This window comes from Pseudomonas sp. 10B238, assembly GCF_000970615.1.
Lineage (GTDB): Bacteria > Pseudomonadota > Gammaproteobacteria > Pseudomonadales > Pseudomonadaceae > Stutzerimonas.
Genome location: NZ_KQ033928.1, coordinates 337,867 through 362,319, shown reverse-complemented (window position 1 = coordinate 362,319; position 24,453 = coordinate 337,867). Strand labels below are relative to the sequence as shown.

The 24,453-nt window shown below is 59.9% G+C and carries 16 protein-coding genes; 14 read left to right on the top strand and 2 right to left on the bottom strand.

The features are described from left to right. Positions 1-9: 9 nt before the first annotated feature. The gene (gene fni, locus RT21_RS03905; protein WP_046161693.1) at positions 10-1,059 is read right to left on the bottom strand and encodes a type 2 isopentenyl-diphosphate Delta-isomerase; all 1,050 of its coding nucleotides are present in this window, start codon (positions 1,057-1,059) and stop codon (positions 10-12) included. A 118-nt stretch (positions 1,060-1,177) separates the two neighbouring features. Between fni and RT21_RS03900 the strand changes: the two genes are divergently transcribed. The 10 genes from RT21_RS03900 (at position 1,178) to RT21_RS03855 (ending at position 19,145) form a co-directional block, all read left to right on the top strand. Next, positions 1,178-2,083, top strand: coding sequence for a polyprenyl synthetase family protein (locus RT21_RS03900; RefSeq protein ID WP_046161692.1), 906 nt, complete (start codon positions 1,178-1,180; stop codon positions 2,081-2,083). A 120-nt stretch (positions 2,084-2,203) separates the two neighbouring features. Beyond that, positions 2,204-4,006, top strand: coding sequence for an acyl-CoA dehydrogenase (locus RT21_RS03895; protein ID WP_046161691.1), 1,803 nt, complete (start codon positions 2,204-2,206; stop codon positions 4,004-4,006). Positions 4,007-4,198: 192 nt separating this feature from the next. Continuing rightward, on the top strand, positions 4,199-5,944 hold the full coding sequence (locus RT21_RS03890) for a potassium/proton antiporter (protein ID WP_046161690.1): 1,746 nt from the start codon (positions 4,199-4,201) through the stop codon (positions 5,942-5,944). A 109-nt stretch (positions 5,945-6,053) separates the two neighbouring features. Further along, entirely contained in the window at positions 6,054-9,356 is a 3,303-nt protein-coding gene (mscK, locus tag RT21_RS03885; protein WP_046161689.1) for a mechanosensitive channel MscK, read from the top strand. Positions 9,357-9,436: 80 nt separating this feature from the next. Further along, on the top strand, positions 9,437-10,897 hold the full coding sequence (gene selO, locus RT21_RS03880) for a protein adenylyltransferase SelO (protein WP_046161688.1): 1,461 nt from the start codon (positions 9,437-9,439) through the stop codon (positions 10,895-10,897). A 281-nt stretch (positions 10,898-11,178) separates the two neighbouring features. Next, positions 11,179-11,697: an Hcp family type VI secretion system effector gene (locus RT21_RS03875; protein ID WP_019339876.1), complete on the top strand. Its 519-nt coding sequence runs from the start codon at positions 11,179-11,181 to the stop codon at positions 11,695-11,697. Positions 11,698-11,955: 258 nt separating this feature from the next. Continuing rightward, a complete protein-coding gene (gene tssI / locus RT21_RS03870; RefSeq protein WP_046161687.1) occupies positions 11,956-14,067 on the top strand; it encodes a type VI secretion system Vgr family protein in 2,112 nt (703 codons plus the stop codon). After that, positions 14,064-14,912, top strand: coding sequence for a DUF4123 domain-containing protein (locus RT21_RS03865; RefSeq protein WP_046161686.1), 849 nt, complete (start codon positions 14,064-14,066; stop codon positions 14,910-14,912). Before tssI ends, RT21_RS03865 begins: the two co-directional genes overlap by 4 nt. Positions 14,913-14,926: 14 nt before the next feature. Next, the gene (locus RT21_RS03860) at positions 14,927-18,367 is read left to right on the top strand and encodes a T6SS effector BTH_I2691 family protein (protein WP_046161685.1); all 3,441 of its coding nucleotides are present in this window, start codon (positions 14,927-14,929) and stop codon (positions 18,365-18,367) included. A 4-nt stretch (positions 18,368-18,371) separates the two neighbouring features. After that, entirely contained in the window at positions 18,372-19,145 is a 774-nt protein-coding gene (locus RT21_RS03855) for a hypothetical protein (protein WP_046161684.1), read from the top strand. 267 nt (positions 19,146-19,412) lie between these two features. Here RT21_RS03855 and RT21_RS03850 read toward each other — a convergent pair whose 3' ends face one another. After that, a complete protein-coding gene (locus RT21_RS03850) occupies positions 19,413-20,129 on the bottom strand; it encodes a UTRA domain-containing protein (RefSeq protein WP_046161683.1) in 717 nt (238 codons plus the stop codon). 348 nt (positions 20,130-20,477) lie between these two features. On the opposite strand from RT21_RS03850, the gene RT21_RS03845 reads away from it, so the two are divergent. The 4 genes from RT21_RS03845 (at position 20,478) to RT21_RS03830 (ending at position 24,275) form a co-directional block, all read left to right on the top strand. Continuing rightward, the gene (locus RT21_RS03845) at positions 20,478-21,536 is read left to right on the top strand and encodes an ABC transporter substrate-binding protein (RefSeq protein ID WP_045423870.1); all 1,059 of its coding nucleotides are present in this window, start codon (positions 20,478-20,480) and stop codon (positions 21,534-21,536) included. A 243-nt stretch (positions 21,537-21,779) separates the two neighbouring features. Continuing rightward, positions 21,780-22,583, top strand: a complete 804-nt coding sequence (locus RT21_RS03840; RefSeq protein ID WP_046161682.1) for an alkaline phosphatase family protein — start codon at positions 21,780-21,782, stop codon at positions 22,581-22,583. Beyond that, positions 22,580-23,491, top strand: a complete 912-nt coding sequence (locus tag RT21_RS03835) for an ABC transporter permease (protein ID WP_234463444.1) — start codon at positions 22,580-22,582, stop codon at positions 23,489-23,491. The genes RT21_RS03840 and RT21_RS03835 overlap by 4 nt, the downstream gene beginning before the upstream one ends. Further along, a complete protein-coding gene (locus tag RT21_RS03830; RefSeq protein ID WP_046161681.1) occupies positions 23,478-24,275 on the top strand; it encodes an ABC transporter permease in 798 nt (265 codons plus the stop codon). Before RT21_RS03835 ends, RT21_RS03830 begins: the two co-directional genes overlap by 14 nt. Positions 24,276-24,453: the final 178 nt, after the last annotated feature.

The following is a 24,453-nucleotide window of genomic DNA, read 5'->3' as shown; positions in this document are numbered from 1 at the left end:
GACGACACATCACAGCTTGGACGGGTCGAACGGGGTCAGGAGCGGCGCTTTGGCCAGCTCCGCCAGATTGGCCGAGCCCGTACAGAAGCAGGCAATGCGCAGCTGCTCGATCAGCACCTGGAAATGCTTGACCACGGCTTCCGGTCCGATCAGCGCTGCGTCCAGCACGCCGGCAGCCTGCCCCACCAGGTTGGCGCCCAGACGAATCGCCTTGGCCGCATCGATGCCGTCACGAATGCCGCCGGATGCGATGAGCTGAGCAGCGGGGCACGCGCGGCGAACAGCCGCAATCGCCTGCGCGCTGGGTATGCCCCAGCCGGTGAACGCTTTGGCAATGGCGCGCTGCTGCGGATCCAGGGTTCGTTCCGCCTCTACCGCCGCCCAGCTGGTACCGCCGGCACCGGCGACGTCGATTACCGATACGCCGGCATCGAGCAATCGCTGCGCCACGCTTGGAGAAATGCCCGCACCCACCTCTTTTGCTACCAACGGCACCGGCAAGCGCAAGGCCAGTGCCTCGAGCGCCGCGTACACGCCTATCCAGTTGCGATCACCGCCAACCTGCACTGCTTCCTGCAACGGGTTCAGATGGATGATCAGTGCATCGGCCTGAATCATGTCGACGGCGCGCTGCGCCTCATCCAACCCGTAGCCGGCAACCAACTGCGCCGCTCCGAAATTGGCCAGCAAATGGATCGACGGCGCGAGTTCGCGCAACTGCCGGGTCAGCCCCTGATCTGCGTCGGTTTCCAGTGCGATTCGTTGCGAGCCCACCGCCAGGGCAATCCCCAACACCTCGGCGGCCTCGGCCAGGTTTCGATTGATCTGAGTCGCCCGCGCCGCGCCGCCCGTCATCGAGCTGATCAGCAGGGGGGCTGAGAGGGGTCGGCCGAACAGCACGGCGCGAATATCGATGTCGTCGAGACGCAACTCCGGAACCGCGCAGTGCTCGAAAGTCAGGGCAGCGTAGCCTGGATCGACAGCGGAACAGGCGCGGCGCGGGTCGAGAACGATGTCCAGGTGGTCGTTCTTACGTTCCGCAATAGTTTCTTTAGTCATGCAGCGCCTCGTTCGATGACCTTATGTGGACGGTAGTGGTCATTAAAAGTGCCAAGACTTATACACTCTGTACAGGTATTGTCACGATATCTAACGAAAAACGATACAGGAGGTCGTCATGGCCATCGCTTTGCCGGACACGCACCACGACTTCGGGCGGACAGTCAGTACGCTGCGTGCACAGGTTGACGAGCGGCTTGGCCAGTGGCTACCGCTAGCGCCTCCGCAAGATGCCATCGCCACCGCCATGCGTGAAGGCACAATCGCGCCGGGAAAGCGTGTCCGACCATTGCTGCTGCTATTGACCCTCAAGGATCTGCAGCAGGACGCGACGGCCTTCGATGCCGGCCTCGACCTGGCTTGCGCCCTGGAGATGGTGCACGCCGCCTCACTGTTTCTTGATGACATGCCGTGCATGGACAACGCCGAGCTGCGCCGTGGCCGGCCGACCATTCACCGTGAGTTCGGCGAAGACGTCGCGGTCCTCGGCTCGGTCGCCCTGCTCAGCCAAGCATTCAGCATAGCCGCCTCGACAGCCAGCATCGACGCGTCGACGCGCAATCAACTGGTGCGTCTGCTGTCGCAAGCCACCGGCGCGCAGGGCCTGGTTCGCGGCCAGTTTCACGATCTGCGTGAGGGGCAACGCGCGCGCCCGCTCGAAGCCATTGCCCATACCAACCGCCTGAAGACCTGCCCGCTTTTCACGGCTGCGGTGGAGTCCGCTGCGCTGCTGGCCGATGCCAGCGCGAGCTGCACGCGCCATCTCAACGGTTTTGCCACCGAACTCGGGCTTGCCTTCCAGCTCCTCGACGATCTGGCCGACGGGCTCAGCCCTCAGCAGATCGGCAAGGATTCCGGCAAAGACGCCGGAAAAAGCACCGTAGTCGCCCTGCTCGGCCCCGAGGCGGCGCGCCAGCACATCGAAGAACATCTGGCTCGTGCCGAACAGCATTTGATCGACGCAGGCATCGGCGACGGTCACCTTGCACAGCTGCTCGAATATTTCTGCGCGAAGCCACACTAAGGCCGCCCAGGCAACCCCCAAAAGACGCTGCTGTGTCGACCCATCACTCGAATGTATGGTGCTAGGCAGCCGTCTCGCCGGCTCCTTAGACTCGAGTGCATGTAAACGGAGGATTTTTCCATGCCCGAGACTCTGCTCTGCCCGCGTAACCTGGCATTCGAACTCTACGAAGTACTCGACGCCGAAGGCTTGACCCAGCGCGAACGCTTTGCCGACCACAGCCGCGAAACCTTCGACGCGGCCATCGACACCGCCCGCAGCATTGCCGAGAACCTCTTCGCCCCGCACAACCGCAAGGCAGACGAGAACGAGCCGATCTACAAGGACGGCGAAGCGGTGCTGATTCCGGAAGTGAAACCTGCCGTCGATGCGTTCATCGAGGCCGGCTTTCACAACGCGTCGCGCAGCTTCGACGATGGCGGCATGCAGCTGCCCAATCTGCTTTCACGGGCCTGTTTCGCTCACTTCCAGTCGGCCAACATTGGCACCTCGTCATACCCGATGCTGACCATGGGCGCGTCGCACCTGATCGAGGTGTTCGGCAGTGATGAACAGAAACAGCTTTTTCTCCAGCCCATGCTTGAAGGCCGCTTCTTCGGCACCATGGCGCTGACCGAGCCGCACGCCGGTTCATCCCTGTCCGATCTGCGTACCCGCGCCGAGCCGGCCGGCGACGGTAGCTATCGCCTGAAGGGCAACAAGATCTTCATCTCCGGTGGTGATCATCCGCTGTCGGAAAACATCGTGCATATGGTCCTGGCCAAGCTGCCCGACGCCCCGCCCGGTGTGAAAGGCATCAGCCTGTTCATCGTCCCCAAGTTCCTGGTCAACGATGACGGTAGCCTCGGCAAGCGCAACGACGTGATCCTGGCTGGGCTGTTCCACAAGATGGGCTGGCGCGGCACCACCTCCACGGCGCTGAACTTCGGCGACAACGGCAACTGTGTCGGCTACCTGGTGGGCGAGCCGCACAAGGGCCTGTCGTACATGTTCCAGATGATGAACGACGCGCGCATCGGCGTTGGCATGGGCGCGATCATGCTCGGTTACGCCGGCTACCTGTACTCGCTCAACTACGCGCGGGAACGACCACAAGGCCGCCTGCCAGATGGCAAGAACCCGGCATCGTCACAGGTTCCGATCATCCAGCACACCGACGTCAAACGCATGCTGCTGATGCAGAAAGCCTACGTCGAAGGCGCCTTCGATCTCGGCCTCTATGCCGCGCGTATCGTTGACGAAGAGCAGACCGCAGGGACCGAGGAAGAGCGCAAGAGCGCCCACGAGCTGCTGGACCTGCTCACCCCGATCGTCAAATCCTGGCCTTCGGAGTACTGCCTTAAAGCCAACGAGATGGCCATTCAGATCCTGGGCGGCCATGGCTACACTCGTGAGTACCCGGTTGAGCAGTACTACCGCGACAACCGACTGAACCCGATTCATGAAGGTACGCACGGCATCCAGTCACTCGACCTGCTGGCACGCAAGCTGACGCAGAACGGCGGCGCCGGGCTGCGCCAGTTACTCGGTCTGATCCAGGGTACCTGCAAGCGCGCGGGCGAATTCAGCTCGCTGGATGCGCTGCGGCAGCCGCTGGAGCAGCTCCTGGCGCGCCTGACCGAGGTCACCCAAGCGCTGCTCGGCGACCTGATGGCTGGCAAGATCAACCAGGCACTGGCTAACTCGGCCCTGTACCTCAAGGTATTCGGTCACGCCGTGATCGGCTGGCGTTGGCTGGAGCAGGCGATTCACGCCGAGCAGGGGCTGGCGAAGGGCAACGAGGCGGACGTCGCTTTCTATCGCGGCAAGTTGCAAGCTGCACGCTATTTCCTGACGTGGGAAGTGCCGAGCTGCCATCACGAACTGGATCTGCTGGCCGGTCGTGACGACACCTGCCTGACCATGCAGGAAGACTGGTTCTGACCTGGCGCCCGACACGTTGTACGTGTCGGGCGGCCACAACCATTCAAGGCGCCGTTTATCGGCGCCACCTTCCTCATCCGAAACGCCCGTCGCTCCGCCGGGCTTTTTTGACAGCACGTCAAAACCGCGGGTTAGAATCGCTGGCATGCAGCCTGCATGCTTGCCAGCAGCACTAACCTTCGGAGAGCGCGTTTGGATATCGGCAACATCAACCAACTGTTCTTTGTCGGTGCTCTGTTGGTTGCGGCGAGCATCCTGATGAGCTCTCTGTCGACACGTCTCGGCGTGCCGATCCTCGTCATCTTTCTCGCGGTCGGCATGCTCGCGGGCGTCGACGGCATCGGCGGCATCGTCTTCGACGACTACTCGCTGGCCTTTCTGATCAGCAACCTGGCCCTCGCAATCATCCTGCTCGATGGCGGTATGCGCACCCGCGCCGCCACCTTCCGCGTCGCACTCTGGCCAGCGTTTTCGCTGGCTACAGCAGGGGTGGTTGTCACGTCCGGCCTGACCGGTCTAGCTGCAGCCTGGCTATTTGATCTACCCATGATGCAGGGCTTGCTGATCGGCGCCATCGTCGGCTCGACAGATGCCGCCGTGGTGTTCAACCTGCTGAACGGCCGGGGGCTCAACGAACGGGTCGGTTCAACATTGGAAATCGAGTCGGGCAGCAACGACCCGATGGCGATGTTTCTCACCGTCGCGCTGATCGACATGCTCGCCTCCGGCCAGACCGGGTTCGGCTGGGGCTTCTTCATCAGCCTGCTGCAGCAGTTCGGTATCGGTACCCTGCTCGGCCTTTCTGGCGGCTGGCTGCTGCTGCACCTGATCAACCGCCTTTCTGTCGCGGACGGGCTCTACCCGCTGCTGGCCGTCGCTGGTGGCATCATGATTTACGCGCTGTCCGGCGCCATCGGCGGCAGTGGCATTTTGGCGGTCTACGTCTGTGGCCTGCTGCTGGGCAACCGCCCCATCCGCAACCGTCATGGCATCCTGCACATGTTCGACGGCCTCGCCTGGCTCAGCCAGATCGGCATGTTCCTCGTGCTCGGCCTGCTGCTCACGCCCAGCCAGCTGTTGCCCATCGCCCTGCCGGCACTGGCCCTTTCACTGTGGATGATCCTCTTCGCCCGCCCACTGGCAGTGTTTATCGGGCTGTCGCCGTTTCGCAGCTTCCACCTGCGTGAGCGCCTGTTCATTTCCTGGATCGGGCTGCGCGGCGCGGTGCCGGTGATTCTCGCGGTATTTCCGCTGATGGCCGGGCTGGAAAACGCCCAGCTGTTTTTCAACGTAGCGTTCTTCATCGTGCTGGTTTCGCTGCTCCTGCAAGGCACCACCCTGACCTGGGCCGCGAAGAAGGCCAAGGTCGAGGTGCCGCCCTCGCCGCTGCCGATCTCCCGCGCAGGGTTGCAGATCCACACAACCAGTCAGTGGGAACTGTTCATCTATCGCCTGACCGCCAAGAAGTGGTGCATCGGCGCAGCGCTGCGTGAATTGAAGATGCCCACTGGCACACGCATCGCAGCCCTGTTCCGCGGCAAGGCACTGCTGCACCCATCGGGCAGCACGCGCCTGCAAGTCGACGACATCCTTTGCGTCATCGGCCACGAGGAAGACCTCCCGGCGCTTGGCAAGCTGTTCAGCGAGGCCCCGCAGCGCGGCCGAGACATGCGTTTCTTCGGCGACTTCATCCTTGAAGCCGAGGCCGAGATGAGCGCCCTTGCGGCCCTGTATGGCCTGAAACTGGGCGAAGTCGACGGCAGTCAGCAGATCGGCGACTTCATGGCCGAGCGCGTCGGCGGCAAGCCGGTTACGGGCGATCAGATCGAATGGAACGGCCTGACCTGGACCATCGCCGCCATGGAGCATGGCCAGGTGCGCAAGGTTGGCCTGAAGTTTCCCGAGGGCAACAAACCGGGTCCATCGCTGCATTTCTGAAGCGCGGTACAGCCGCGACGCACCGAGCCAGAGCGTTCCGATCTATGGGCTCGCCTCGGCGTTCTGCAGCCCTTAGACTCCGCACTCTTTTCTTCACTCGATAATGTTCATGGCACCCTTGCGTATCTTCTTGCTGGCGACCCTGCTCGCCTTCGTTCCCGCCTCAGCATTCGCTCAATCCATTCCAGGCCTGACCGGCACCAAACCGGCCGCCGAAGAGGCGAAACCTGCACAGCCGAGCGCTGACGAACGTGCTCAACGCCTTGCTGAGCAGGCCGCGACCGCGCAGCAGCGACTGACCGAACTGAAGGCCGAACTCGCCAGCGCGCCGAAGGAAATCGCCGAGTCCCAGCGAGATCTGAGCAAACTCAAGAGCAGCGACACCAGCGATCTGGTCGAAAAGCTGGCCAAACTGAAGATGCCGGCCCTCGAGCAACGCCTGGCAGAGCGTGTCGAGGAGTTGTCGACCTGGCAGACAGCGCTGACCGCGGCTAACAGCATGATCATCAGCGCGCAGACGCGTCCCGAGCGCGCTCAGGCCGATATCAGCAAGTCGCAGATGCGGATCGACGAGATCAACAACCTGCTCAAGGCCGGCCGCGAAAACGGCAAGCCACTGAGTGATGAACGCCGCGCCCTGCTTGCGGCGGAAAAGTCCGCCCTCAACGCGCAGATCGAACTACGTCGCAACGAACTGGCCGGCAACAGCTTGCTGCAGGACCTGGGTATTGCTCGCCGCGATCTGCTGTCCGAGCGCATCGCCCGTGCCGAGCGCGAAACCATGGCGCTGCAGACGGCCATCAACAACAAGCGCCGGGAAGAATCCGAACAGACCGTCGCCGAATTCTCGCTAAAGGCCGAGAAGACCGGCTCCGACAAGTTGCTGCCGGCCGAAAGCGCCGAGAACAAGCGTTTGTCTGGCTACCTCTTGCGAGCCACCGAGCGGCTCAACGACCTCACCCAGCAGAACTTGCAGACCCGCCAGCAGCTCGACACGCTCAACCAGGCCGACCAAGCACTGGAAGAACAGATCGCCGTTCTTGAGGGCAGTCTGCTGCTGTCGAAGATCCTCTCGCAGCAGAAGCAGGCCCTGCCGCAGCTCTCGCTGGATAGCAACCTGGCGGATGAGATCGCTGATATTCGGCTCTATCAGTTCGAGCTGAACCAGCGCCGCGAAGCCGCCGGCAACGTCGAAGACTATGTAGAGCAACAGCTGGCCAGTCAGCCTCCCAGCGAGGTGACTCCCGAATTACGCAGTGCGTTGCTGGAGCTGGTTCGCACACGCAGCGAGCTGCTCGATCGACTCAACCATTCGTTGAACGCTCTGCTGAGCGAGTCGATTACGCTGCAGCTGAACCAGCGCCAACTGCAGAGCAAGGCCGAAGCTCTGCGCAATACGCTGGACGAGCAGATGTTCTGGATCCCCAGCAATCGGCCACTCGATCTGGACTGGTTCAAGAGCGTGCCCACGTTGCTCGACCGCCAGCTGCGGGCGATGCCCTGGGGCTCGGTGTTCGAAGCCTTAGGCGCGGGCCTGCTGGAGCGGCCACTGTTCTTCGTTCCGCTGTTGCTGATGATCGGCGTGCTGCTCTGGCGCCGTCAGGCGATCAATACCAAGCTGGACTCGCTGAGCAGCGACATCGGGCATTTCCGTGACGACAGCCAGCTGCACACGCCAATGGCGCTGCTGCTGAATCTGTTGCTGGCGCTGCCGGGCGCATTGTTTCTCGCGCTGTGCGGTTACCTGCTGCAGATGGACGGGCGCGGGCAGAACGACGCCCTCGGCGCCGCGTTCTATCAGATGGCGCAGGCCTGGTTGGTGTTCTATAGCGCGTATCGGATGCTCTCGCCCAATCGGGTCGCTGAAACGCACTTCGGCTGGTTCCGTCCGCAGGTCACCTTCCTGCGCAACGAAATCCGACGGCTGGGGCTGGTGGTCATGGCCCTGGTGGCCGTGGTGGCGATTGCCGAACATCAACCGGGCAATCTAGTCGACGATGTGATCGGCATCGTCGTGGTCCTGGTCTGCTTCGCCTTGATGAGCTGGCGCCTCACGCGCCTGTTGCTGAAAGGTCCGGCCAGCCAGAACGCGTCACCGCTTCAGCGCTTCATCGGTCTGCTGTTCAGCCTCCTGCCGCTGGTACTGATCCTGGTGGTGGGTTTTGGCTATTACTACACGGCGCTGAAACTGACCGGGCGCTTGATCGATACGTTGTATCTCCTGCTGGCCTGGATCGTCATCGAAGCGACGCTGATTCGCGGGCTGACCGTCGCTGCTCGCCGACTTGCTTACCAGCGTGCCCTGGCCAAGCGTGAAACTCAGCCCGACGAACCCATAGACAGCAGCGAGGCAAGCGGTGAGGACGGCCTCGATATCGAGCAGGTCAACCAGCAGTCCCTGCGCCTGACCCGCCTGGCGATGTTCGGCCTGTTCTTCGCGGTGCTCTATTGGGTCTGGGCGGATCTGATCAGCGTGGTCTCCTACCTCGATAACGTCGTGCTCTACGAATTCGTCAGTGGTGCTGGCGACACCGCCACGACCAATGCCATCACCCTTAACAACCTGCTTGGGGCTCTGCTGATCGTCGCCATCACGGTGGCCCTGGCGCGCAACCTGCCGGGTCTGCTGGAAGTGCTGGTGTTATCAAAACTGCACCTGGCGCAGGGCAGCGCCTATGCCACCACGACGCTGCTGTCGTATCTGCTGGCCGGCATCGGCTTCGTCTCCTTCCTGTCGACGCTTGGCGTCAGCTGGGACAAGCTGCAGTGGCTGGTGGCCGCGCTCTCGGTTGGCCTGGGCTTTGGCATGCAGGAAATATTCGCCAACTTCATTTCCGGTCTGATCATCCTCTTCGAACGTCCGGTGCGGATCGGCGATGTGGTGACCATCGGCAATCTCTCAGGCACGGTCAGCCGGATTCGCATCCGTGCCACCACCATTACCGACTTCGACCGAAAAGACATCATCGTCCCAAACAAGACCTTCATCACCAGCCAGCTGGTGAACTGGTCCCTGAGCGACACCATCACCCGCGTGACGATCAAGGTTGGCGTCGCCTATGGATCCGATCTGGATCTGGTGAAAAAACTGCTCTACAAGACCGCGAATGAAAACCCGCGGGTGTTGAAGGAGCCGGAGCCGCTCGTATTCTTCCTGACCTTTGGCGAGAGCACGCTCGACCACGAGCTGCGCGTCCACGTACGCGACCTCGGCGACCGCAACCCCGCCACCGATGAGATCAACCGGGCCATCGACCGCGAATTCGCCAAGGCCGGTATCTCGATCGCCTTCCGCCAGGTCGATGTATTCCTGAAAAACTTCGACGGTAAACAGCTACACCTGGGAACCGCGCCACGGCTCGCTCAGCCCGATAACCAGGGCGCTACGCCGCCCACCGACAGTCAGGCCTGAGGAACGTCACCTCCTTTCCCGGCCTCCAAACATAAAGCGCGCCCGCACAGGGCGCCGAACCGCAAGGTGCCGGAGCCCCCGTGAAGACGCTTACCGAGCTGAATTTCGACAACCGCTTCGCCCAGTTGGGCGAGGTTTTTTCTTCTGAAGTCACGCCCCAGCCGCTCGAGAATCCGCGCCTGGTAGTGGCCAGCGAAGCCGCCATGGCCTTGCTCGATCTCGACCCGGCAACCAAGGACGATCCGCTGTTCACCGACCTGTTCGCCGGCCACAAGCTCTGGAGCACGGCGGAACCACGTGCGATGGTCTATTCCGGCCACCAGTTCGGCAGCTACAACCCGCAATTGGGCGATGGCCGTGGTCTGTTGCTCGGTGAGGTGGTCAACGAGGCGGGCGAGCATTGGGATCTGCACCTCAAAGGCGCCGGCATGACGCCCTATTCCCGCATGGGTGACGGCCGTGCCGTGCTGCGTTCATCAATCCGCGAGTTTCTTGCCAGCGAGCACCTGCACGCGCTGGGTATTCCCAGCTCCCGCGCGCTCTGCGTGACCGGTTCGGAGACGCCGGTCTACCGTGAACGCCAGGAGCGCGGCGCAATGTTGATGCGCCTCGCGCCCAGCCACGTCCGCTTCGGCCACTTTGAATTCTTCTACTACACCAAGCAGCATGACGAATTGAAGAAGCTGCTTGATCATGTTGTCGAAAGCCACTTTTCCGAATGCCTGGAGCATCCAGAGCCATACCATGGCTTCTTCCGTGAAGTGCTGGAGCGCACCGCGGAAATGGTCGCAAGATGGCAGGCCTATGGCTTCTGCCATGGCGTGATGAACACCGACAACATGTCGATCCTGGGCATCACATTCGACTTCGGCCCTTACGCCTTCCTCGACGACTTCGATGCGCGCTTTGTCTGCAACCACTCCGACCATGCCGGCCGGTATTCCTACGAGAATCAGGTCCCAATTGCGCACTGGAACCTCGCCGCGCTGGCGCAGGCGCTGACGCCCTTCATCGCCATCGAGCAGCTGCGGGCGACCATGGACCTGTTCCTGCCGATCTACGAAACGGTGTGGCTCGATCTGATGCGCAAACGGCTCGGCTTGCAGACCGCCGAGGAGAGCGACAAAGAGCTGATCCAGCGCTTGCTACAGCTGATGCAGAGCAGCGCCATCGACTACACGCGCTTCTTCCGCGAACTCGGTGACAGCCCGGCAGAGAAGGCTGTGGCTCGGCTGCGTGACGATTTCGTCGACATCAAAGCCTTCGATGACTGGGCCGCGACCTACCGCCAGCGTTCCGAGCGCGAAAGCGTCGATCACGAGGCGCGCCGGACCCGCATGCAGGCTGCCAACCCAAAGTACATTTTGCGCAACTACCTGGCGCAAAAGGCAATCGAGGCCGCCGAGGCAGGCGACTACGGCCCGGTGCGCGAGCTGCATGGGGTGCTTAGCCGCCCCTTCGACGAGCAGCCGGGCAAGGAGCACTACGCCGAGCGCCCGCCGGAATGGGGCAAACACCTGGAAATCAGCTGCTCGTCCTGAGCCATGGCGCTGCGCAGAATGCTGCGCAGGCTTTGGCTTAGGGCGATCGCCCTGTAGTTGTGAAGCGAACAATGGCGGGTGCTAGAGAGACATGCGCCAAATGTTGCGCAACTGCGGGCAGGATGTTGCCCAACTAAATGTGAGCGATGGCGCAGAGCAGACGGTCTCGACCTCAGTTGATATGTCTAACTAATTGAAACGTAAGGATTAAATATAGCTGGCACGCGCCTTGTACTTATTCTGCTGCCATTCTGGCATTCAACAAGGCAAGGAGAGCGTTCATGCCAACACCCGCGTATCTGTCCCTCGAAGGCACCAAGCAAGGCCTGATCACCGCAGGCACCTTCACCGAGGACTCGGTCGGCAATATTTTCCAGGAAGGACACGAAGACCAGATTCTGGTGCAGGCTTTCCAGCACCAGGTCATCATCCCGCGCGACCCTCAGTCCGGCCAACCCACCGGCCAGCGCGTGCACAAGCCGCTGATGATCACCAAGGTGTTCGACAAGTCGTCGCCACTGATCTTCAATGCTCTGACCTCGGGTGAACGCCTGAACAAGTGCCGCCTGGAGTGGTACCGCACCTCCTCCACCGGTACTCAGGAGCACTACTTCACAATCGAACTGGAAGATGCGGTGATCGTCGACGTGCAGTCGCGCATGCCCAACTGCCAAGACCCGAACATGTCCCACTTCACCCATCTGGAAGACGTGTACTTCACCTACCGCAAGATCGTCTGGACCCACGAAGTCTCCGGTACTTCTGGCTCCGACGACTGGCGTACCCCGATCTCGGCCTAAGCCTCGATCAGGCCTCGCGGCCACGGTTAATCCACATCGGCCAGGTTTACCTGGCCGATGCGTTCCTAGCTGGCGCATTCGGCAAACAATGTAGTGCTTCACACGGATATTTCGCCAAAAGGGCGAGAATAGCTGCCAGATTTCTGCGGAACTGGATGCCTCTCCAATCCGCGCTACGGCACGCCAGAAATACAGGCGATGCCGCCTTGCGAACCGTTACCGGCTCGCCGCCATGGACTGGTTACAAAGGAACAGGGAATGTTCAATCCGGCTAACGACACGCACTTCAGCCTTGTGATTGAAGGCGCTCAATATGACTTGCAGGTACTCGAATTCAAGGGTCGGGAGGCTATCTCGCAGCCCTTCGCGTTCGACCTCGAACTGGTCAGCGAGCGCTCCGATATCGATCTGGAAAGCCTGCTACGTCAGCGCGCCTTTCTAGCCTTGTCGCCTGCCGGCAAGGGTATCCATGGCTTGATCTACAGCGCAGCGCAAGGCAATTCAGGCAAACGCCTGACGCGCTATCGCGTCACCTTGCGTCCGCAGCTAGCATATCTATCTCACCGCACCAACCAGCGCATCTTCCAGCACCTCTCGGTGCCGCAGATCATCGCCAAGGTTCTAGAAGAGCACGGCATTCTCGCCGGAGACGGCCACCGTTTCGATCTTGGCCCGGTGGTCTATCCCAAGCGGGACTACTGCGTTCAATACGATGAAACGGATCTTCAGTTCCTCCAGCGCCTCTGCGAGGAAGAAGGCATTCACTACCACTTCAAGCACAGCGATGCCGGCCACATGCTGGTGTTCGGTGATGACCAGACGGTATTTCCGACACTTGCCTCGGTTGCCTATCAGCAGGACAGCGGTCTGGTTGCCGATGAGCCGGTCATCAAGCGCTTTGGCGTGCGCGTCGAGACCCGCACCGGCCGCGTCTCCCGCCGCGATTACGATTTCGAGAAGCCCCGTCTGACCATGGAGGCGGCGGTTAGAAGCAACACCCAGCCCGACCTCGAGGATTACGACTATCCCGGCCGCTTCGTCGACCGCGAGCGAGGCAAGCATCTATCCCGGCGCGCGCTGGAACGCCATCGCCACGACTTCGAACTGGCTGAGGGAGAAAGCGACCAGTCGCTGCTGGTCAGCGGCCATTTTCTACCACTCAGCGATCATCCGCGCGGCGACTGGAATCAGCTATGGCTGCTGACTGAAGTTTTCCACGAAGGCAAGCAACCGCAGGTGTTGGAAGAGTCCATCACTGACTCAGGCATCGCCGCGCTGACTCCCTTTCCCCTAAGTGGAGGGGAAAGGGAAGCCCGGCTAAGGGATGAGAGGTCCCTTGCCAACAACGACTTCACCCAAGGCTACCGAAACCAGTTCACTGCGACCCCTTGGGCTGTCCCCTTCCGCCCCGCACTTCGCCACCCCAAACCACGCATCCTCGGCAGCCAGAGCGCGGTCGTAACCGGCCCGGCCAGCGAAGAGGTCCACTGCGACGAATACGGCCGAGTGAAGGTGCAGTTTTTCTGGGATCGCGAAGGCAAAGCCGATGAGCACACGAGCTGCTGGCTGCGTGTCAGCTCAAGCTGGGCCGGCGACCGATATGGCGGAATCGCCATCCCGCGCGTGGGGATGGAAGTGCTGGTCACCTTCCTCGAAGGCGACCCCGACCAGCCCCTGATCACCGGCTGCCTGTACCACAAGGAAAACGCCGTCCCTTACGACCTGCCTACGAACAAGACCCGCAGCGTCTTCAAGACCCTGAGTTCACCCGGTGGTGGCGGCTACAACGAACTACGCATCGAAGACCGCAAAGGCGCCGAGCAGATCTACCTCCACGCCCAGCACGACTGGGACGAGAACATTGAAAACGACCAGAAGATCCGCGTCGGCCACGAACGGCACGACACCGTCGAGGCCAATAGCTACAGCGAATTCCGCGCCGAAGAACACCGCACCACGCACGCCGACCGCCGCAGCGAAATCAAAGCAGACGACCATCTGACCGTCGGCAATAACCAGCACGTCAAGATCGGCACCGGCCAGTTCGTCGAAGCCGGTCAGGAAATCCACCTCTCCAGCGGCCTGAAAGTGGTCCTCGAAGCCGGCAGCGAGCTGACTTTTAAAGCAGCGGGTAGTGTTATCAAGCTCGACGGTAGCGGCATCACGATGGTCGGGCCGCTGATCAGGATGAATTCGGGTGGTTGTCCCGGGAGGGGGGCGGGAGCGGCGCCGATTTTGCCTGGGCGAGTTAGGCCGGCAGATGTGGATATGGAGGGTAGGCTGCTGGTACCTGCCCAGCGCCAGGCGTTATTGCGAACGACACCAAGGTGTGAGATATGCGAGCGAGCCAACCAGGAAGCCGAAGCATGAGCCGCAATTTCCTGCTCGTGGACGGTGTGCTTCGTCAGGACGCCCTGCAATGGCTTTATGGGGTAGGGGAGCCTATCGAGGTCATTCCTCTCTACAGCGGCACCCGCTGGGACGGCGTCAAAGAGCTCGGCCCAATTCTGGTTGGTCTGGACAGCCATTCGTCCTTACTGGGTGAATGGCGAAGCAGCCCCTCTCTTCAGCGCCAGGCCAGCAGAATACAAAGCTCGTCATCACTGAACGATGTCGCCAATCACCTGAGCCAGTTCATCACCATCACGGACAATTTAGGTAGCTACAGCCTCTTCCGTTTCGCGGATCCGCTGGTGACCTCTTACTGGCTGAACAGCTATCCCCAATCTGCTTATCAAACTCTTCTGGGCCCCATAATCGAATGGCTCGTACCCCTACCCCCGCCTAACTGGGCTCCCTCGCATGCAGTCGAATGGCAGTCCTATCGCTCACAGCCCAACAGCTCCAGATTGGAAGGCAAGCTCAACCATCTCATTGATGATCAGGTTCAGGCGCTCGAACAGGCCTATCGGCGCAGCTTCAAGGAGCGGCTATACGGTTGGTTGATCGAAGATTACCCCCAAACCTTATCAGGGCTTGGTGAACAGGAGCGAGGCCAATGGCTGGAACAACGCTTGCTCGATGCCGAAGCCTGGGGACTGGTCAACGAGCGGAGCATTGCGATCTGGCTCGAGTGCTGCGCCTGTTGGGGCGCTGACTTCGCTACGCGCCCCAACAGCCCATTTCAGGCTTGGTTAGCCAGAACACCAGATGCTCAGACACTACCGCCAGATCGGCGTATTCAAGCCCTGGATGAAGACTGCCTTGCCGGCTAAAGGAACGGATTCCCATGAGAGCGACAGCTTCCGACAAGACCTTGCAACAAGCCAAACGCAATCAGGCCTTTGAAAACAAGCCGGCAAATGCGAGTGGTCAGTGCCCATTAAAAGCGGGCGAAATCGCAATCCACCCCGTTCGCTATGCGATTGATGAGTCACCGGACCGCGGCAGCGCCCAGGGCCCGAATCCGCTACCCAACGGCTGGAGCGCCAGTCATCTACCGAAGCTCAAGACGCGCAGCTATACCCTGCGTCAACTCCGCGATGGCTGGCTGTACGTGTGGGATGAAACAGATCGCACGCTTCACGAGTATCAGGTGAAAGGCCACCAATTCGTCCGCCACAAGTGGAGCAGTGCTCAACTTGGTAAGGATGAACGAAACAACCCCGGTGACAGCAAACCCTACCTGCTTTACTCAAAGCGCAGCCGACTGCTCATCGCCTACACCCCTGTGCAGTGGACCTGGCGTCTGTGCGAAAAAATGCGCAGCAACTCCCAGGAGCAAAAGCGTTGGATGCGTACCCTAAACCTGCCGCAATACTGCACGCAGATGCAGGGAGCACATGCCGCACCTATCCGCGAAATAGGCAGTGCTGTCTCAGATATCCTGGAAGGAGAAGAAGCCCCGACCTTCAAAAGCTGCCTGGTTGCGTCGAACCAAGACGATACGTCCCGCCCCTGCAAGCAGCCGGTAAACCAAGCCCTTATTCTGGGCAGCGTACCTGATCAGGACAGCGCTCTTTTTGTCGCGTTGGACGATCCAATGGCCATCGTCGACGACCTAGCCATGAATCTGCAGGGGCGATGGTTGGAACTGGCAGCAGCAGAGACGCAGCATGCCAACAAGACCAATAGCGCCACCCTTATTCACGAGCTTTGCGGCGTCAAACTAGACCCCTTCATTCCCAAATCGGTATCAGCCAACCCAAGCCGCAAGCAGGCATTCATCAAGGATGCTCACGCCCTGCTCGATAGCGAGGCACAGCTGCTCAATCACAGCGGCAGTGACGCGACCTTGACGCTCAAGTCGCTGCAAGTGCAGCAGTCTCAAAAACAGTTCCGCACAAACTGGGGCGCCCCACCCTCTGGGAAAGAGTGGCGCGCACTGGTAAACGAATGGCAGCAGAAGAAGACCTGGCGTGAGGACGTTCGCTTCGACGAGGCCTGGACTTACCTACAAGATTGCTCCGATGAAATGGAGCGCCTAGATGCCCACATCCAGCGCAGCGAAAGCGATCTGCTCGCCTGGCTGAAATGCCTCAGTCCGAAAGCGGAGGAGGTTTTCTATGACCCCTGCCACCCGCAGCAATCGACCGAGCTCCTGGAAACCATGGCCAATCTGTATGAGCAGTTGGGCGCGAGCGACACGGGTAAGAAATGGCTCTGCGAGCAGTACGGCAAACCCACTACCCTGGCAGGCCTGGCGCTGTTCAATTTCAGCGCCGAGCTTTCCGCACTGATCGACAAGATTTCCGCCAACTTCACCGCCTACGGCACCATCGACAACCAGGGGCGGCAGGGCGACGGTAGCGGCCATGCCCACGGCGGGCTCTCCGACACCACCAGTGAAGTCAGTCGGGCCAACGAGGTGCAATCGGTACTAGATCTGCCGAGCGTACACGCTAGTAACCTGTACAAGAGTCTTTCCGAGCCAGGCAAGCGTGCCTTCGAGACCTTGCGCGCCGTGGTGGGGCAAAAAGCCAAGGACAGCTGGAACCTGATGGCCTTTGTTCTGCTACCTGCTTTGAGCACGGAGTTCGCGCCCAAGGTTCGAATCTTTGCCTTCAGCGTCACCCAGGTCTTGGTTTCAACGGAAATCTCCACACAGACGCGTTTGATTCTGGATGCCGAGTTCGCGAAGAAGAATCGTAGATGGCAGATGCAGGTTGGCCAGCTAGAAAAGGACATCAAGGGCCTGCAACGCACCCTCACTCTATCAGGTAAAGGCCCCGACAAACGCTCGGCTCGCATACAGTTGATCGGACTGCAGCAAAAGCAGGAGACGCTGAACCTGCAAAGGCCTAATGAGGTAATCGGCACCGTCGTCACCGAGACAAAAATCACTAATGTACAAACCCGCCAAGTGAACTTGTGGCTCGCGACACTGGGCCAGTCAGAGCTTCTAGATCAATTGCAGCTCAAAGCAAAAAGTTCGGCGGGCTACGCAGCCCGCAGCCGTCAGTGGATGAACAGGGAGCTCGGCGGCAGCTTGCCCGTACTGGTCGCTGGTCTGAATGTGTGGAACTTCATCAATAGCCTGGATAAAGCACGGAATGAAGGCATTTTCAGTGAGGATGAGCTGCGTACAGTAGGGGCCAACGCCGCCTATACCGCCAACGCATTGATGGCACTCTGGACGGTGCCGGCGTGGAACAAATGGGCGAATATGCAAGGAGCCCTTAGAACAAGAACATCACTACTGGCCAAAGCAGGGGTCAGCACTTGGCTGAAAGCCGGAAGCACAGAATTTTCGGCCCTGGCTCGCAAACTGGTGTTACGCACCATGGGCATGGCCGCTTTCGGCGCTATAGCTGCGGGAGTTGAGGCTTGGCAGGTTTCCAAAGACATTAGTAATGCGACCAGTTCTGAAGAGAAATATGCTCAAAGCACGAAACTGGTTGCGCTGCTATTCATGTCATCAGTAGGTGGCGTCCAACTCGTCGGCAGTGCCCTGGGCTTCTGGTTCGGTTTTGCCTGGGTCATGTCCAATCCGGTAACTATCATCATCGCGCTGCTAGGCGTGATCTACCTTATCTCCAGCATGGCCGCGAACCAGTACAAGCGTGAGGGTCTGCGGCTTTGGCTGTATCGCAGCAGTTGGGGCAGATCCCCCTCCTGGACGTACAGCGACGAGGATCACAAAGACGAGCTGCGCACCCTGAAAGAAATCTGCCTGCGCCCAAGCCTGGCGGCTCGCGCCTCCACCTTGCCATACTACGATCGTGGCCCGCGCATCTATACCGGCTTCTGGCTACAGCTCCTACTGCCGTCCGATCTGGCGGGAACAGCCGTGAAGCTGCAGCCAGCCATGGTCGACAGCGGCTGGTTTTCCGACAGCCTGATGCAAGGCATGGCAGACAGGTTCTACGACCAATTCCTCGAAGGCCATTGGGCGCCCATCGAACAATTTGGCCAACCGCCCGCACGGCGTCCCAATGGGCCGCTGCCCGGTGACACCCTTTACCCCAAGGACACACAGCATCGCCTATGGCAAACCTGGATCGCCTACCAGCGACCACCCGTGCTGGAACTGGAAGTTCGCTACCCGGAGCAGATTCTGGAAAGCGCCAACGGCCGGGGCTACATGTTCCGCGTGGATGTAGGCGCCTCATCCTCGGAGGCGGATATGAAGAGCGATGCTTTCAGCAAGGAACCCGATACCGATATGGTGCTTTCTTCACAAAGCACCCGATTACTCCCCTTGCAGGTGCCAACACGAGTGATTGATTAAGCTTATGAGCAGCACATTGAACAGATTTCTACAAACTCTTCCCTGGAATCAGCCTATCAAACTTCCCGACAACCATCAGTGGAAGTACGCTAATCAACCTGCATTGCTAGACTGGAAGATCAAGGCGCGCCCTTACAACACAACCGTTGCCAATAGCATGTTTGTCTTCATACTATGCGCGACTTTAATTTTTAGCTATTTTTTGCTATACGAAAATGCGAAATTCTCATTAATTGAGACCATCTTTATTGCTGCGCCAGGTTTTCTTCTTTTTTTCTTAGCTTTATATGGCACAACTCATCAAAAAACAAAATTCGCTTATCGTCTGACCGAAACAGGCATAGAGGTCTGCGAATGGAAAGCCCCTGGCAAAGGCTGGATAATTGCCTTGAAATGGCTGACGGTTATAGCTGCGATCGCCGTCTTATTCATCATCGCACTTGATCCATCGACATTTTGGATAGCACTCGCCGGGCCTGGCGGTATCGGGTTGATTTATCTGACAATGGCAAATTCAAATAAATTTCAAGAATTCCACACAAGCCATCATACGTATGAATATCAATGGAGTGAGTTCAAAAATATTACCCTGGACCGGCCTAAGAAAATAATTTGTCTTGAGACATCTTGGCTCAGCCCGCACTCAAATGAATATGTAGATTGGCCATTTTATATATTCTCAGACAAACGCAACTTCGAGAAACACGCTAGTCTTGTCCGCAAACTACTAAAAGAACTGCCCCTCAAACAAGAGAGCATTTCAGTACTGCAGTTCTAGCTTCGGAATCCAATACCATTATGTTGCTCACTTCACAAATCGCCCGATTGGTCCCTGTGCAGGTGCCACATGCGAGTGAATGACTGTATGTGAGCAGTACCTTGAACAAATCCCTACAGGCTCCCCCTGGAGCCAGCCTATCGAACTTCCGGAAAATTCGCTTATCGTCTGACCGAAACAGGCATAGAGGTCTGCGAATGGAAAGCCCCTGGCAATGCTGATGATCGCCTGGGAATGGCTGGCAGTTGTAGCTCTAACTCAATCACCCTACTCCGGCACCTCCACACACACATGAATCGCATCATGCCGCCAATACTCCACGTCGCAGTCAATGATCCGCTCATGCTGATCGCGGTTCAGACGGGTGATGCGCAGGGCTGGGCTACCGGGGGCGGTGCGCAGGGTTGATGCGGCTTCCGGGTGCAGGGCGGTGGGGACCATGTCGAAGCGGACGCGACCGTAATGGATGCCATATTCGCTGGCGTACAGCTCGGTGAGCGAGCAGGTCAGGTCGTACTTCAGGATGCCGGGAAAGTGGACTGGGTTCAGGTAGTGCTCGACGTAGAGTACAAGGCGGCCGTCGATGCGGCGTGCGCGGCGGATCTGGATGACGCTCGATAACGCCGCAAGCTCCAGGCGCGAACAAATCTCCGCAGTAGCAGGCTGCAGCCTTGCCGACAGCACCTCGGTAGCAGGCAAACGGCCCTGTTCGCCCACCATCGCGTGAAAATGGCTCCGCACCAATGGGTTGTAGAGCACCCGAGGTGGCGACACGAACCAGCCACGACGGTCTTCGCGATAGATCATGCCGAGTGATTCCAGCTGCCCCAAGGCTTCGCGTAGCGTGATGCGCGTGGTGGCGAACAGCTCACTGAGCTTTCGCTCGGACGGCAACTGCCCGCCCGGCTGCAGCAAGCCATGGCGGATCTGCTCCTGTAGCGAGCTGCAGATCGCCGTCACCGTCCGCGGGACTTCATCGCGCATCGTCTTTTCTCACTGGACTATACCAAGGACCAAAGCGGGGCACGGGCTGCCGTCTTTTCCCGGTTGATGGCGGGTAACGCTAGAGCGTAACGATGACTGTCGCATGACAATGCAGCGGCAAAAACAGCCCGCGGACCGTATAGATAACGCGGTGCACTACGGACAAAAAACTGTGCAGGCCTTTTCAGGCAGGGTTTTGCGCGTGCGCTAGGCTTGTTACGGCACTCCTGTCGCAGTGTCGCCCGTTCCGGCGATGGCGGAGGCAACGACATCAAACTGTCACTTGCACCCCATAGTTTGGTTGCATCGAACTGATCTAGACCAACCGACCTGCGAAAGGAGCTTCGAATGAAACGACTGCTGCTGGCTTCACTACTGGGATCAGCGATCGCCCTGGCGACATCGGCGAACGCTGCACAAACGGATCTGAAAGCGCTCGAAGAGGCGGCTCGCGCGGAAGGTGAGGTCAATAGCGTCGGCATGCCGGACAGCTGGGCCAACTGGAAGGATACCTGGCAGGACCTTGAGCAAAAGTACGGTCTCAAGCATATGGACACCGACATGAGTTCGGCCCAGGAGATCGCCAAGTTCGCAGCCGAAAAAGACAACGCCACGGCCGACATCGGTGACGTCGGCGCGGCCTTCGGGCCGATCGCCGTTCAGCAAGGTGTTACCCAGCCATATAAGCCCACTACATGGGACCAGATTCCCGAGTGGGCCAAGGACAAGGACGGGCACTGGATGCTGGCCTATACCGGCTCCATCGCCTTTATCGTCAATAAACAGCTGGTCAAGGATGTGCCGACCTCCTGGGCCGAGCTGAAGGATGGTCAGTACAAAGTCGCCATCGGCGATGTCAGCGCTGCTGCACAAGCGGTTAATGGCGTACTGGCCGCGGCCATCGCCAATGGTGGGGACGAGACGAATATCCAGCCGGGCCTGGATTATTTCGCCGACATCGCCAAGCAGGGCCGCTTGTCGCTGTCGAACCCGACGATCCAGACACTGGAGCGCGGCGAAGTGGAAGTGGGTGTCGTCTGGGACTTCAATGGCCTGTCGTACCGCGACCAGATCGACCCCAGCCGCTTCGAGGTCGTGATTCCGTCAGATGGCTCGGTGATTTCCGGCTACACGACGATCATCAACAAGTGGGCCAAACACCCCAACGCCGCCAAGCTCGCCCGCGAATACATCCTCTCCGATGCCGGGCAGATCAACCTGGCCAAGGGCAACGCCCGGCCGATCCGCGCCGAGCACCTGACACTGCCCGCCGAGGTCCAGGCCAAGCTGCTGCCGAACGAGCAGTACGTCAAGGTCAAGCCGATCGAGAACGCCGAGGCCTGGGAAGCAACTTCCAAGGCTCTGCCGCAGCAGTGGCAGGAAAACGTGATCATCGAAATGGAGTGATCGGCTGCCAACCGACAGGGTCGTAAGGTGGTGAGCGGCGCCCCACTTCAGCCTGCCAGCACGCAGGCGGTGGGCTGAAGCCCACCCTACGACGCGCACCAGGTGTGCCGGAAGACGGGTTGGGTCGGGTTTTTGTAGGGTGGGCTTTAGCCCACCAGAGAAAGTCCCGCAGAAGAAACGGTGGGCTGAAGTGGAGCGCCGGCCGGCCCACCCTACGGCCCACTGCTGATAAGGAAAAGTCCCATGGGCAAAGCCATCCTCGTTGTGCTCGACGGCCTCAGCTATCAGGTCGCGGAGCACGCGCTCGGTCATCTGCAGGCCTATTGCGTGGCCGGCCGGGGAGCGCTGTACCGCTTGGAATGTGAATTACCCGCGCTGTCTCGCCCCCTTTATGAATGCATCCTGACCGGCGTGACACCAATCGACAGTGGCGTAGTGCATAACGACGTGGTGCGGCTATCCACCGAGCGCAGCATCTTCCATTACGCCCGCGACGCTGGTTTGAGTACAGCGGCTGCGGCCTATCACTGGGTCAGCGAGCTCTACAACCGCGCGCCCTTCGTGGCAGCACGTGATCGTCATAGCGAAACGCCCGAATTGCCGATCCAGCATGGTCACTTCTATTACGAGGATCACTACCCGGACTCGCATCTGTTTGCTGACGCGGAAAGCCTGCGGCTGCGGCTCAGTCCCGACTTCCTGCTGGTGCATCCGATGAACATCGACGACGCCGGCCACAAGCACGGTCTGGACTCGTCCCAGTACCGCAACGCCGCGCGCCGCGCCGATATCCTCCTCGCCGACCACCTGCAGCGCTGGCTGGACGATGGTTACCAAGTGTTGGTGACGGCCGATCACGGCATGAATAACGACCGCTCCCACAACGGCCTATTGTCCGAAGAGCGCGAGGTGCCACTGTTCGTTCTGGGTTCAGCATTCAGCCTCGACCCAGGCGCACGGCCGAACCAGACCGAGTTGTGCGGCACACTATGCGAGTTGCTCGGCGTGGCCCATGACAAACCACTGTGCCAGGACCTGCTGAAATGAGCGCGCCGCTTGAAGACAATCTCAAGACCGCCGCCATTCGAGACGGTGCTGTGCCTAGAGTCGCAAACCGCCGCGCGCCGCGCGGCAAATGGCTGGCGCTGCTCTGCCTGCTGCCGTTTGCCGTATTCTTTTTCGCCTTTCAAATTGCTCCGCTGCTGTGGGTCACGCTCAACAGCCTGAACACGGCGGACGGCTGGAGCCTGGCCAATTTCGAGAAAGTCTTCGGCTCCAAGTTCTATCTACAGGCTATTAAGCACAGCCTGCAGATCGCCTTCTGGTCCAGCCTGTTTGGCATCGTCATCGCCATCCTTGGCAGCTACTCGCTGCGCCAGGTCGATTCGAAGTTGCGCGACTTCGTCATGGCCTTTTCCAACATGACCAGCAACTTCGCCGGGGTACCGCTCGCGTTCGCCTTCGTCATTCTGCTCGGCTTCAACGGGGCGCTGACGATCCTGCTCAAGCAGGCCGGCATCATCGAGGACTTCAATCTCTACTCCAAGACCGGCCTGATCGTGCTCTATACCTATTTTCAGATCCCGCTGGGCGTGCTGCTGCTCTACCCCGCCTTCGATGCACTGCGCGAGGATTGGCGCGAGTCAGCCTCGTTGCTGGGTGCGGGCACTTGGAGCTACTGGCGTTATATCGGCCTACCAGTACTGACGCCGGCGCTGCTGGGCACCTTCGTCATCCTGCTGGCCAATGCGCTGGGAGCCTATGCCACGGTTTACTACCTCACCACCGGCAACTTCAACGTGTTGCCAATCCGCATCGCGGCGATGATTTCCGGCGACATTTCCCTCGATCCGAACATGGCCAGCGCATTGGCGATGGTGTTGGTTGGGTTGATGGGCGTCATCACCGTGGCGCATCAGCTGCTGCTCAGGAGGAGCTACCATGCGGGCCGCTGAAGCCAAACGCGGTGCGCTGTACCACCGCATGGTGGTCTGGCTGCTTTTTCTCATCCTGCTGCTTCCCCTAGCAGCGACCTTTCTCTACTCGATCTCCAGCAGCTGGTCGGCGACCATCCTGCCGGACGGACTGACGATTGACTGGTATCTGCAGCTCTGGAGTGAAGAGCGCTTCCTACGCGCATTCGCCCAGTCCTTGCTGGTCTGCCTCGGGGCATTGGCCCTGGCGGTGGTGCTGATCCTGCCGCTGCTGTTCGTGGTGCATTACCACTTTCCCAAGCTCGACGGGCTGATGAACATCCTGATCCTGCTGCCGTTTGCCGTGCCGCCGGTGGTGTCTTCGGTCGGCCTGCTGCAACTCTACGGCTCGGGGCCGCTGGCGATGGTCGGCACGCCCTGGATCCTCATTGGCGCCTACTTCACCATTGCGCTGCCGTTCATGTATCGCGCAATCAGCAATAACCTCCAGGCGATCAACCTGCGCGATCTGATGGATGCGGCCCACCTGCTCGGCGCCAGCACCTGGAAAGCGGCGTTTCTGGTGGTGCTGCCGAACCTGCGCAAGGGGCTGATGGTGTCGCTGTTCCTGTCGTTTTCGTTTCTGTTCGGCGAGTTCGTCTTTGCCAACCTGCTGGTCGGCACCCGCTACGAAACCTTGCAGGTCTATCTGAACAACATGAAAAACAGCAGCGGCCATTTCAACAGTGCGCTGGTGATCTCCTACTTCTTCTTCGTACTGGTATTCACCTGGGCGGCGACCCGGTTGAATCGGGAAAAGCCCTGAGGGGAAGTGTTTGCAAGAGGGCCTGGCTAGTTTGCTCGGTGGGCTGAAGCCCACCCTAGTGACTCACCGGGCGTACCGGAAGGCGTGCTCAGCGGGTTTTGTAGGGTGGGCTTTAGCCCACCAGAGAGAGCCCCGCCGAAGGACCGGCGGGCTGAAGCCCATCTTACGGAATAGCAGC

Excerpts from the sequence above, each read along its gene's own strand:
- fni (WP_046161693.1), bottom strand. The coding sequence starts at position 1,059 with ATGACTAAAGAAACTATTGCGGAACGTAAGAACGACCACCTGGACATC.
- RT21_RS03900 (WP_046161692.1), top strand. The coding sequence starts at position 1,178 with ATGGCCATCGCTTTGCCGGACACGCACCACGACTTCGGGCGGACAGTC.
- RT21_RS03895 (WP_046161691.1), top strand. The coding sequence starts at position 2,204 with ATGCCCGAGACTCTGCTCTGCCCGCGTAACCTGGCATTCGAACTCTAC.
- mscK (WP_046161689.1), top strand. The coding sequence starts at position 6,054 with ATGGCACCCTTGCGTATCTTCTTGCTGGCGACCCTGCTCGCCTTCGTT.
- RT21_RS03875 (WP_019339876.1), top strand. The coding sequence starts at position 11,179 with ATGCCAACACCCGCGTATCTGTCCCTCGAAGGCACCAAGCAAGGCCTG.
- tssI (WP_046161687.1), top strand. The coding sequence starts at position 11,956 with ATGTTCAATCCGGCTAACGACACGCACTTCAGCCTTGTGATTGAAGGC.
- RT21_RS03865 (WP_046161686.1), top strand. The coding sequence starts at position 14,064 with ATGAGCCGCAATTTCCTGCTCGTGGACGGTGTGCTTCGTCAGGACGCC.
- RT21_RS03860 (WP_046161685.1), top strand. The coding sequence starts at position 14,927 with ATGAGAGCGACAGCTTCCGACAAGACCTTGCAACAAGCCAAACGCAAT.
- RT21_RS03855 (WP_046161684.1), top strand. The coding sequence starts at position 18,372 with ATGAGCAGCACATTGAACAGATTTCTACAAACTCTTCCCTGGAATCAG.
- RT21_RS03850 (WP_046161683.1), bottom strand. The coding sequence starts at position 20,129 with ATGCGCGATGAAGTCCCGCGGACGGTGACGGCGATCTGCAGCTCGCTA.
- RT21_RS03845 (WP_045423870.1), top strand. The coding sequence starts at position 20,478 with ATGAAACGACTGCTGCTGGCTTCACTACTGGGATCAGCGATCGCCCTG.
- RT21_RS03840 (WP_046161682.1), top strand. The coding sequence starts at position 21,780 with ATGGGCAAAGCCATCCTCGTTGTGCTCGACGGCCTCAGCTATCAGGTC.
- RT21_RS03835 (WP_234463444.1), top strand. The coding sequence starts at position 22,580 with ATGAGCGCGCCGCTTGAAGACAATCTCAAGACCGCCGCCATTCGAGAC.
- RT21_RS03830 (WP_046161681.1), top strand. The coding sequence starts at position 23,478 with ATGCGGGCCGCTGAAGCCAAACGCGGTGCGCTGTACCACCGCATGGTG.